Origin of the sequence: Helicobacter saguini (assembly GCF_000762875.2) — a bacterium.
GTDB classification, from domain to species: Bacteria; Campylobacterota; Campylobacteria; order Campylobacterales; family Helicobacteraceae; genus Helicobacter_A; species Helicobacter_A saguini.
The window spans coordinates 59506-70034 of the sequence record NZ_JRMP02000015.1 but is presented as its reverse complement, the minus strand read 5'-3'; the positions used below and the strand labels follow the sequence as shown (position 1 = coordinate 70034).

The 10529-nt window shown below is 32.1% G+C and carries 12 protein-coding genes; 5 read left to right on the top strand and 7 right to left on the bottom strand.

The window, feature by feature from the left end; all coding sequences use genetic code 11:
* Positions 1-138: 138 nt before the first annotated feature.
* The 4 genes from LS64_RS09190 to LS64_RS09175 all read right to left on the bottom strand — a co-directional run bounded on the left by LS64_RS09190 (position 139) and on the right by LS64_RS09175 (position 5039).
* Positions 139-1326, bottom strand: coding sequence for a hypothetical protein (locus LS64_RS09190; RefSeq protein WP_034573578.1), 1188 nt, complete (start codon positions 1324-1326; stop codon positions 139-141).
* Between the two features lie 102 nt (positions 1327-1428).
* Complete coding sequence (locus LS64_RS09185; protein WP_034573575.1) at positions 1429-1926, bottom strand: hypothetical protein; 498 nt, start codon at positions 1924-1926, stop codon at positions 1429-1431.
* 103 nt (positions 1927-2029) lie between these two features.
* Entirely contained in the window at positions 2030-4099 is a 2070-nt protein-coding gene (locus LS64_RS09180; RefSeq protein WP_052062684.1) for a DUF5675 family protein, read from the bottom strand.
* Positions 4100-4133: 34 nt separating this feature from the next.
* Positions 4134-5039, bottom strand: a complete 906-nt coding sequence (locus tag LS64_RS09175) for a pyrroline-5-carboxylate reductase dimerization domain-containing protein (RefSeq protein WP_034573572.1) — start codon at positions 5037-5039, stop codon at positions 4134-4136.
* 107 nt (positions 5040-5146) lie between these two features.
* Here LS64_RS09175 and LS64_RS09170 point away from each other — a divergent pair, with 107 nt between their 5' ends.
* On the top strand, positions 5147-5788 hold the full coding sequence (locus LS64_RS09170; RefSeq protein ID WP_034573568.1) for an NAD(P)H-dependent oxidoreductase: 642 nt from the start codon (positions 5147-5149) through the stop codon (positions 5786-5788).
* A gap of 145 nt (positions 5789-5933) precedes the next feature.
* On the opposite strand, the gene LS64_RS09165 is transcribed toward LS64_RS09170, so the two are convergent.
* From LS64_RS09165 to LS64_RS09155, 3 genes are all read right to left on the bottom strand, one after another.
* Positions 5934-6446: a hypothetical protein gene (locus LS64_RS09165; protein ID WP_034573566.1), complete on the bottom strand. Its 513-nt coding sequence runs from the start codon at positions 6444-6446 to the stop codon at positions 5934-5936.
* Between the two features lie 313 nt (positions 6447-6759).
* Positions 6760-7599 (bottom strand): HugZ family heme oxygenase, encoded by an 840-nt coding sequence (locus tag LS64_RS09160; RefSeq protein ID WP_034569363.1) that lies wholly within the window; start codon positions 7597-7599, stop codon positions 6760-6762.
* A 184-nt stretch (positions 7600-7783) separates the two neighbouring features.
* On the bottom strand, positions 7784-8293 hold the full coding sequence (locus LS64_RS09155; RefSeq protein WP_052062286.1) for a thioredoxin family protein: 510 nt from the start codon (positions 8291-8293) through the stop codon (positions 7784-7786).
* 122 nt (positions 8294-8415) lie between these two features.
* Between LS64_RS09155 and LS64_RS09150 the strand changes: the two genes are divergently transcribed.
* The 4 genes from LS64_RS09150 (at position 8416) to LS64_RS09135 (ending at position 10463) form a co-directional block, all read left to right on the top strand.
* On the top strand, positions 8416-9138 hold the full coding sequence (locus LS64_RS09150; protein WP_118988445.1) for a glycosyltransferase family 2 protein: 723 nt from the start codon (positions 8416-8418) through the stop codon (positions 9136-9138).
* Between the two features lie 20 nt (positions 9139-9158).
* Positions 9159-9614: a hypothetical protein gene (locus LS64_RS09145; protein WP_118962078.1), complete on the top strand. Its 456-nt coding sequence runs from the start codon at positions 9159-9161 to the stop codon at positions 9612-9614.
* Between the two features lie 77 nt (positions 9615-9691).
* On the top strand, positions 9692-9877 hold the full coding sequence (locus LS64_RS12825) for a hypothetical protein (protein WP_034572551.1): 186 nt from the start codon (positions 9692-9694) through the stop codon (positions 9875-9877).
* 76 nt (positions 9878-9953) lie between these two features.
* Positions 9954-10463 (top strand): adenylyl-sulfate kinase, encoded by a 510-nt coding sequence (locus LS64_RS09135; RefSeq protein ID WP_034572553.1) that lies wholly within the window; start codon positions 9954-9956, stop codon positions 10461-10463.
* Positions 10464-10529: the final 66 nt, after the last annotated feature.

Genomic DNA, 10529 nt, shown 5'->3' with positions numbered 1-10529 from the left:
GTAAAGATTCTAAACTCTCAGTAATACTAGCCTTTGTAATAATAAATTCTAAATTATCTATCTTTAGGGTAATAAATGAGTTCATGGGTTTTTCCTTTTTGGTGGTTTTGTGTGAAATTAAATACTTTTATAAATAAATTATCTTTTAATATAGTTTTCTCCAAATGGCATAAGATAATCTAATCCGCTTGTATGAATATACCCATCATAAAGTATTAATCTGCTAGGATGATTATTAAATATATAAACATAGTCCTTGGAATCGCTAATAAATTTTATAATTTCTAATAAATACCAATCCCAATTTGTTTTATAATTAAATATATCTTCTTCGTCAAAAACATTTTTGTTTATATTTGATTTATTTGGTATTTTAAGCACCCATACTTTAACCCAGTTGTTTTGCAATATATTATGAATAAACACGATATATTCATCTTTCCATAGTGGATTTATTAGTTGAGATTTATTTATTTCGTAATATTGTCTTTGTAATATATCATTTGATTTGTCAGTCATTTGAGATTTTAGTTTTTGCGAGAAAAGTTGAGATAAAATCTTAGAATCTTTAGCTGGTTTATCTCTCACGTTTACAACATAATCATTAAAATTTGTCTGTGTAATAGCAAGTGCTGTGGTAGGAATAGGGGAAAATATATCTTTATAAGTAGTATATTTATCTATTTCAATATCGTATGCAAGTGGATATTTATAATCGTAATTTGGTTTTGTATTTAAAGAAAGTATAGAATAAGATTTTATTATACCTATACAAATTCCAAATGTAGTTATCTCGTCAGATTCTGCATACCTTAAAACCCTATCGTAATTAAAAAAACTTATAGGATATTTACTTAAAAATCTAGGAGTAACAATATACCATTCAAATTCTATTTCCATAGGCACAAACATAGCAGAACCAAAACGAACATTATAGAATCTATCTATGCGATTTTTATCTAAACCTGCTTGCAACAAAATATTTTTTGCAAAATCATAGTTTATATTATATTGTGGGTGCATTTGTATTATAAATTTATCAAGCTCAACAAATGCATCATAAAAAGTTTTATTAGATTCTATATTTTTAGCAAAATCTTTTGCGTATAAATAAGCATAATTAAGGTACAAATTTTCTTGTGGGAAAAATATTAAATCGATATTTTTATTGTATTTCATATCATAACTCCATGCAATTCTAAGATAACCATTATATACTAATGTTTTTACCTTGCTGTTATTTTCCACACATTCATTTGCGTAATCATAAAAATTGTTTGCTGTATAATCATAAGCATTTATAAGCGATGATACATAAGCGTTCATTTAAAGCCTTTGTAATCGATAAATTTTTGGTTTATTATCTTATTATATTTGAATTTCTGTGTGTTTAATAAATCCATTTAATATAAATTTCCAAATATATTACTAAAACACTCCATATACTCTCGAATAATATTCTTTTTCCTGCCCTAAAAGTTTTAGGCTTGATTTATCTTGTTTATATTTTTCCCATAATATTTTTCGTGTTTGACTTAGATTTTTACAGCCTTGCAACATCTTTTCAAGCTCTTTAGCTCTTTTTTCATTATAGATTTCTTCTCCACCTATATGAATACATTCACAACTTTTATTAATAAAGCTATCAGTATCTTTGTTTGTGTTTCGTGGAATCTGCTTGTATCCAAATGTAGCTTCTACGCCATTTGTCTTTTGGCTAAATCGTTGAAAATTTGCATAATTGTTACATATATTACTCATAAAGTCATTGTTATATAGCACAAATTCAAGATTGTTTTTACTCCAAATAATATCAACTTTATTATATGTTGTTTTTCTATTTTTAATAAAATTCTGGACATCTTGAGATAATTCCACTGCATATATATGCAAACTTACAAGTATGATAAATAACATGATTTTCATTTAATTTCCTTCTAACGACCAATGTGGTGGGTCTTCATCCATTATTAGTCGAACACCAAAAGTTTCCCCAACTTTTCTTAAATTTAAGTTGGCATACTTGAATTCATTCTTTTCCGCTTAAAATTAACTCTTGTGATGTATCTGCGTTATCTATATCAAAATTATTCAATATCATTATTTCTATATAATTTTCAATACACACGTTTTGTGTGTTTTTATTAATCAATAAAGGTAAATATTTTTTTAATAACTCTGCAAAAAGTTTTTTCATTGTTTTGGTATCCATCCAAGCCTTAATTTCATCTTTAAAAAATGCTTGTTTACTACTTATAAGCATACACCCATTAGAATTTTTAGGAGAAATGCCATCATGGATTAATACTACTCTATCGCTATTTACAAAATCATTACCCAATTTAATCACATTTTGAAAAATTTTTCCATTATGCCATGAAATATTATATCTACCACTAGGAATCCTAAGATTTAATTCCCCCGCTATACAATCTGGTCCTGGTCTATCTAGTATATAAGCAAATGCTTTATTTGATAAATTATCAAAATTAAGTTCTTCATTTACTACATTAATGTTTTTTATTGTTTTGATATGCTCTTTTACAATGTTGGTTTTACCCTTATTGTTTATTGTTTTGCTTAGAATGTTCTCTTGAAATTCTATATTAACCCTTTGATTATCCATATACACATACATCCTTGCTTCAGTAGATTCTAAGGTTTCTTTAAATCGCTGTAATACTATTAGTGTTCTTTTTTGATATTTAACTCTTAGTGGAATTGATATATTTTGCGGTATATTATTTATTTCAAATGTGCTACAAATATCCCCTTTGTTATTTAGTAAATCTATATTTTGTATATTTAATTCTTGTGGATTATATGTTGTTGATATATTATATTCTCCCTCTTTTAGTGGCTTTGTAGAATCTTGCGTGTGTATATTTAAATCATAATAATAAAATTTGTTTGTTTTAAAGTCTTTTATTTTTAATTTATTTCTTTTAGTTTCCATATTAGATTCTATGGAATCTAGTGGTATTCCACTTCTAGCTTCCCACTTATTTATTATTCTCTCATTTTCTAATAACATTAAATTCTTACCATTAAATTCTAATCTAAAACTCGTTTGAATAATCTTAAGTTCTATAGATGTAATTTTATCTTGTTGTATTTGTTTTTTAGCTCCTTTGCCTACACTTTGATATAAATGATAAGCATTTATATTTGGGTCTTTTGATGTATTTATCTCATCTAGTTTATTATATGCAAAGAATATTATGTTTTTATCGACTAAATCTTGCAAAATCTTATCATCAAATAAATCTCTCAATTTAATATTAATTGTTAAACCTTTAATATTTTCTAATATAAAATAATCTTCATCGCTTGGAATACTACTAATTTTACTTTTATTTGTAAATAATTTTTTATTTTTTAGTAATGGAAATGGATTATTCCTTAGATATACTTTATTTTTAATTAGATAGCTTCCACCAACAACCTTAAAAGCCCATCTTATATTATCATTACTTCTTAGCATTTGCTCTTTATCTATTATTTTAGATATATTACCATTTTGTATCTTATCGGATTCTATTTGTATTGAATGGTCATATACTTTATTTGCATAAATTTTTTGTTGTTTATATATAAATGCTTGTAATTGTATTTCTTGCTCTAAATCTATTGTGTATATTTCATTATTTGTATTGCTTAATCCTGTAATATCATTAATAAACTTATCGTCTTTATTTTTTTTGTATGCTTTAATTAAGCCTATATTACTAGATTCTATCTTTATATTAAATGTGAAAGGTATTGCTTTATCATTATTGCACATAACTTCAAGTATGTTAATTTGATGACATTCTGCAACTAAAAAATGTGGCTTATCACATAAAAATACATATTCGTATCGTTGTGGCGATATTTGTGTGTTAATGTAAACTTGAGATTTAAGTCTTACAAATACTTTTGAAAATCTATCAACATCATCTGGAATACAAAATATATATACCCCATTATTTTCTTCTTTATTACAAGATAAGGTTATCGTATTGAACATAGATTCTAAATCTAAGAGTATATTATCCTTAAGGTTAGTAATAGGGAATCCATATATATTAACAGCATTTACTTTAATTATTTTAGACATATATGTTATCCTTATTTGATATACATCTCTATCTTTAACCCTTTTGAAAACTCTCCGCTTTTTTTACCGCGTTGATTAAGCCTTGTGCTATATGCCCTTGCACGCCGTGAATGTCGCAGTATAAAAGGGCTTGGGCGGTCGTGCCGCCAGGGCTTGTTATAGAATCTTTTATCTCTTGTGGGCTTTTTTCAGCCAAAAGTTTAGCAATTCCTAAAAAGGTTTGGGCGACTAATTCCCTGCTAGATTCTAACTTCAAACCACTTGCCACGCCCGCATTAATCAAACCTTGCGCGACTAAGGCAAGGACAGCTGGCGAGCTACCATTTGTGGCGATACTTGCATTTAGCTCCTTTTGGCTTTCGACAAATACGCAGTTTCCAAAGCTTTTCACAAAAGATTCTATACGCGATTTCACTTCGCTTAGATATTTGCTTCGCACTTCTTGCAAGTTATTATCATTATCCACAAGGGCGTTTAGCACCGCCCCAGCCTGCTTTATAGTTTTTATTTTTAGCTTGTCATGCTCCCACAGCACCGCATTTGCACTTAGCCCAAAGTGCGCGGCAACATTTGGCATAATATTCACAAAATGTTTAGAATCTATGTGCGATTTTATGTTACTAATGGTAACACCAGCCAGCACACTATACACGATTTCAGCCACGCCATTAAAGCTAAACTCACTTAAATTATTCGGCTTACAGGCGAGTAAAATCTCGCTTCCATCGCACTTTATGCTATTTGTAGCCTGCAAAGTGATAGAATCTTTATACTCACTCTCATTTTGCGTAAAAAAAGATTCTAAAAATGGAGTGATTTTGCTAGGATTTCTTCCCATAATCACTATATTTGTAATTCCCAAAATGTCCTTTTTTTGTCTTAAAAGCCCCGCTAATATCGCTTTAGCCATATTTCCATAGCCTAAAATTATTAGTTGCATATTTTTCCTTAAAATATAGAATCTAAAAACATAATTATATTTAAGATTCTAAAAATTTAGATTTTTAAACTACAATTTTATTTTATTTTGTAAAAAAAGGACAAAAAATGCGAGAGGATTTATTTTTAAATGCGAGTAAGTTTCGCTTTGCGTGTAAGGTTTTTGATAAGGATAAAAAGATTCCGTGTGGGCAGTGGCACGCGATTTTGGAGAGCGGCAGGCTTGCGCCTAGCTCCTTTGGACTAGAGCCAACGCGTATGATTGTGGTGAAATCTAAGGCGGCAAAAGAGGCTGTAAAAAAGGCTTGCTGGGAGCAAAAGCAAATTACAGACGCGTCCCACACGATAATTTTTACTTCGCTAAAATGTGATATGCTGCCTGGCACGAATTATATTCGCAATAAATTTGCCCGCCGCACCAAAACAAGCGAGGAGCTGGACTACTACATTAAGGAGCGTTATGGGCGAATGAAGCTTGAGACGCTAGGATATACTGCGGACATTGAAAAGCTAGGGATGTGGAGTGCGCATCAGGCGTATATTATGGCGACTGCGATGATGTATCACGCGGCATTTCTTAAGATTGATAGTTGTATGATTGAGGGCTTTGATAAGGTCGAGCTTGAGAAATATCTGCAAATGGATACTTTTAAAGAGCAAGTAAGCCTTGTGCTGTGCCTTGGCTACCGCGCGATGGAGCAGGGCAAACGCAATCGAATGGATATACACGATTTGGTTAGGAAGATATAGAATCACTAAAATATTTTTTATATTGTAATGCAAATGTAGAAAGTTACTTAGAAGTAAATATTTTGCTCTTAAAATACTCAATATTAAAAGGTTAAAATATTGTAAGTAATAGATTCTATAATTTTAGAATCTAAGTTAAAGGCGATTATTTCGCGCCGCAGTCATACAAGTCGCCATAGATTCTATAACTTAAAATCACGGCATTTTCAGGGATTGGGTCCCAAGTGGTGCAATCTACTTCATTGTATTTGACTTGCACTTGTTTTTTCTTGCCCTCGCCCACTACCACTTGCTCTTTTACGCGACATTTCATCTCTTCTTTACCGATGGCAATCATCACTTTTTGCCCTTCAGCAATGGCGTGCACGCTCTCATTTTTAAGCTGATTTATCGCACCTTGTCGCATTTTTTGCTTAGTCGCGCCACGCGTATTTCCTGCCTCTTCATAGCCTTCGCTCTCACCTACAATCTTGCAATTATAAGGCTTGCTACTCGCAATCGTAATGCCACGCGCCTTTTCATCAAGCGAGCTTGGTTTAAACTCTGGCTTTGGTTTTGGCTGTGGCTTTGGTGGCTCACTACCAAAACACCCACTAAGCGTAATCGCCAAAAGACCGCTACTGCACGCACTTATCGCGTATTTTATATAACTACCCATAAGTTATCCTTTGTTACAAAAATTACCATAAAATCACTATGGAAACTATATTAGACAAAAAAAAAAAAAAAACAGATAGTAAATGAAAAAGAAATTTTAGTAAATTTTTACAAAAATTTTACATTATGTAACTTTTTGTAACAAGCTGTGTTATTTGTGATTTAGATTCTATAGAATCTCATTTTTTAATAGGATATAGATGGGCAATATATTAGAATCTATAGAATCTTTGATTTAGCATTTTGTATTTTAGTTTTGCAGAATCTTGCGTGTTTAGAATCTGCTCTTAGATTCTATCATTATAGAATCTTAATTAATGTCCGTGCCCGTGCGGATGACCACCTCCGCCGTGTCCGTGACCGCCGCCGTGCGGATTGCCATGTCCGTGTGGCATATTATGCGGAATGCCACCTTTTCCACCGCCAACATGGCTTACTTTTCCGTGCGAATCGATATTGTAAGCCGCGCCAAAGCCCTTTACAAATCGCCCATGTTTAAAATGCACTCGCACCAAGTGAAAGTCAGTCATCTGGCGAATCGTGCTTACGCCACCGCCCTTGCCGATACTTTCCACATGCTTTTCAAAATCATTAAACACATGCTCAAAGTGGCTATCACGCGGCAAAAACTCAACGCTCACATCATAAGTCAAGCGTTTTCGCGCAATAATCGTCTTGCTCTTGCTCTCATCCTCGATAAACATCACCTGCACACTCTCTGGATTATCACGCAGATTTTGCGTGTGGGCGGCGACTTCGCTTACATAAAGATAGAATTTATCCTCGTGTTTTAACAGCGGCGAATAGCTAATATGCGGGCTTTTATCCTTCGCCAAAGACGCGATTAAGACAGAATCAAAACTATTCTTAAATTCCTTAATTTCATGCGCTACTTTCTCATTTTTAGCGTTGTCATCGCCACTTTTCACACTCTTGCAAAGTGCGATAATAGCGTCCTTGTAGTCCTTTTCCTCTGTTACTTGCGGGAATGGCGCAAACACCTCTTTGCCATCAGCCTTGATAAAAAGCCCATCTTTTGTAACATTCTCTAAAGTAGCACTTTTTGGCTCAAAAGCTCCATATTTTATAACTAAATCTTTCAAATTATCCGCATGATGCTCATTCATGTGAGACTTTATAGAATCTAAACTCATATTCTATCCTTTGTGTTGAAAATAAAATTAGATTCTATCATAATTCCTTAAACTAAAATGATTATGATTCTAAAATATGGAATTTTTTATAAAATTTTGCATTTTGTAACATTTTTTCTAAAAAATATAGAATATAATAATATATTTCTAAGGCTAAACTTAGTGTGCTTAGGTAGATTAATCACTACCTTTTTATTTCCCTTTCATATTCCAAAAAGCCATCAACTCGCTCTTTTGGCGTAGGAAAGTTTTTCCATACATCATTATTTACAAATTCTAATAGGTTTATGATTCTGCTCTCCCCTACAAATCCTACCACACGCATAATTTCTTTTTTATCGTCATTTGAGATAAAGACGATTAGCGGCAGGGCGGTTACTTCATAGACTTTTGCTAGGTTTAGCGAGCTTGTGCGATTTAGATTCAAATATGGTAGCGTGTGCTTTTTTTTATCATCAATATTGATGTAATATGCCGAAAAATTAAGGTTTATGTAGCCTTGAATAGTCGCATTGCTAACAAGCGAAGCACTTAGCACATCGCAGTAGTAGCAGTCGTTTTTCCCAAAGATTAGCATTAAGGGCTTATCTTTAATCTCAATATCACGGCTATCTAAGAATATAGAATCTATATCCTGCTCCGCCGCATTTAACGTGATAATACACACAAAAATAGCTAGCAAAAATCTAATCATAAAAGTCCTTAATCTAAAAAATAAACTAGATTCTACTTTAACAATATCAAATTTTATAGAATCTAAATGCGATTTTCATAAAAAATATATAGAATCTTGTCATTTAGCAAAAGGAGCAAACAATGGAATACGCAGAACTGCAAGTGCAAAAAAGAGAGAATTTAACAAAAGAAGAGCAGCTAGAAGCCATAAGACGAGTAGAAGAGCGAAGTGTAAAGTTTTTTACTAAGGATTTTGATACTTCTTGTTTTACTGACTATAATGATAATTTTAAGCTAAAAGAGCATATAGAATCTGTTTTAATAATGAAGCAAGATTTAAAAACTAAGCCAAAATTTAGCATAGCAATACCAAATTATAAACGAAAAGATGAGCTAAAAAGGGCTCTAGATTCTGTATTAAATCAAGATTTTGAAAGCGAATATGAAGTCTTAGTCGTGGAAAATACTGATAACTTCAATGATAATAGCATAGGTGAAATGCTTGAAAAAGAGTATAAAGGGCGTATAAATTATTATAGAAATAAGGAAAATTTAGGACTTTTTGGCAATTGGAATCGCTGTATAACCTTAGCACAAGGTGAATGGGTAGGCACATGCCATAGTGATGATATGTTAATGCCAAACTATCTAAAAGAGCTAAGTAAGGTAATAAAGCTAAAAAAGTGTGAAAACGTGGCACTTCTTGGCGTGTGTAGTGAAGGTGAAACACATCATTTTAAAAAGAAGCACGAAATAATTAGAAAAGTCTTTAAGGATGCCTATATGGATAGAGCGTTATCAAAATGGACTTGGTGGAGCACGAATGTCAGCACTGCTAATACAAATGGGGGGGGGGGGGGGTAACCCACAAAGAAGTGGAAAAAATGTATTACATGCAGCCTAATGGACGATTTCACAACAAAGCCAAATTTATAGAATCTGGTGGATACTATGACAAAGAATTTATAGAAGATGAAGACCAAGTATATGTCAATAGAATAGCATTGATGGGGCAAAATTTCTACACATACACAGGCTCCGCCTTGCAAGTAAAAACCGCAGATGTAGATACACAATCTTTACCTATCCTTTGCGTTAGATTTGCCCTAATAGATTCTAAAGCATATTTAACATTCATAAAAGATAGAGCCACCGCCCTTGATTTGATAAGGCAACAAATCAACAACATTAATAGACATTTAGAAAACAAAAACTGCTATTACCTAAGTCTATATACAGAATTATTCTTTTTATACCTAAAATATAATGGAAAAATAAATTCTAATTTGTTAATGGAATATGAGAACTCTAAGGTTTTAAATATGTTGTGTAAAAAATAGATTCTATAGAATCTAATATTTTGGAATTATTATTGCTTATTGTTTGTGATATTTTTGATTATTCTAAGGACATAGCTATGAAAAAAGTATTTCTTGTTGTTGTAAGCTTTGCTTTACTTGTAGGATTTAATGCATGTGGGAACAAAACTCCTAAAAATTCCAAGCTTAAAAAAAATGAGTTTATAAGCACTAAATGTGATATGGTTTGCTCTAAAGATGAATGTAATCAAGTTTGCACCACTATCACAGGAACATTAAAATAGCATAAGTGTTTAATAAATCTTTTAAATTAGAAGTTATAATCCATTCTGTAATATTTGACATCACAAAAGGACAAATATGCAGCAAGGTAAAGTTATATGGCTTATGGGGTTAGCTGGTAGCGGGAAAAGCACGCTAGGAAAGGCGTTGCATGATAAGGTTTGGCAGACATATAAAAATGTCGTGTTTTTGGATGGCGATGAAATGCGTGAGCTGCTTGGCGTGGGTGGTTATGATAAAGATTCTAGAATCTCGTTTGGTAAAAAGTATTTTCAATTCGCCAAATTCCTTAGTAATCAGGGCTTGATTGTGATTGTGAGTGCGATAGGGATGTTTAATGAAATCTATGAATTTAATCGTGCAAATCTTAGTAATTATGTTGAAATCTATGTCAAATGCGACTTTGATGAGCTGGCACGCCGCGATAAAAAAGGGCTATATACAGGTGCTTTAAGTGGGGATGTAAAGGATGTCGTGGGCGTGGATATTTCCTTTGATGAGCCACAGGCGGACTTTGTGATTGATAATTCGCTGCGTGATAATTTGGATAAAAAAGTGGATGAAATTTATTCATTTTTAAAGTTATAGAATCTATGTTTAGAATCCATAAAGATTATGAAACACATTTGCAAAAATTTGCAAATTTTAGCCTTT

Bases quoted from the DNA above. Each gene is read 5' to 3' on its own strand.
- LS64_RS09175 (WP_034573572.1), bottom strand. From the start codon at position 5,039: ATGCAACTAATAATTTTAGGCTATGGAAATATGGCTAAAGCGATATTA.
- LS64_RS09145 (WP_118962078.1), top strand. From the start codon at position 9,159: ATGTATTACATGCAGCCTAATGGACGATTTCACAACAAAGCCAAATTT.
- LS64_RS09165 (WP_034573566.1), bottom strand. From the start codon at position 6,446: ATGGGTAGTTATATAAAATACGCGATAAGTGCGTGCAGTAGCGGTCTT.
- LS64_RS09190 (WP_034573578.1), bottom strand. From the start codon at position 1,326: ATGAACGCTTATGTATCATCGCTTATAAATGCTTATGATTATACAGCA.
- LS64_RS09170 (WP_034573568.1), top strand. From the start codon at position 5,147: ATGCGAGAGGATTTATTTTTAAATGCGAGTAAGTTTCGCTTTGCGTGT.
- LS64_RS09185 (WP_034573575.1), bottom strand. From the start codon at position 1,926: ATGAAAATCATGTTATTTATCATACTTGTAAGTTTGCATATATATGCA.
- LS64_RS09155 (WP_052062286.1), bottom strand. From the start codon at position 8,293: ATGATTAGATTTTTGCTAGCTATTTTTGTGTGTATTATCACGTTAAAT.
- LS64_RS09150 (WP_118988445.1), top strand. From the start codon at position 8,416: ATGGAATACGCAGAACTGCAAGTGCAAAAAAGAGAGAATTTAACAAAA.
- LS64_RS09135 (WP_034572553.1), top strand. From the start codon at position 9,954: ATGCAGCAAGGTAAAGTTATATGGCTTATGGGGTTAGCTGGTAGCGGG.
- LS64_RS09160 (WP_034569363.1), bottom strand. From the start codon at position 7,599: ATGAGTTTAGATTCTATAAAGTCTCACATGAATGAGCATCATGCGGAT.
- LS64_RS12825 (WP_034572551.1), top strand. From the start codon at position 9,692: ATGAAAAAAGTATTTCTTGTTGTTGTAAGCTTTGCTTTACTTGTAGGA.
- LS64_RS09180 (WP_052062684.1), bottom strand. From the start codon at position 4,099: ATGTCTAAAATAATTAAAGTAAATGCTGTTAATATATATGGATTCCCT.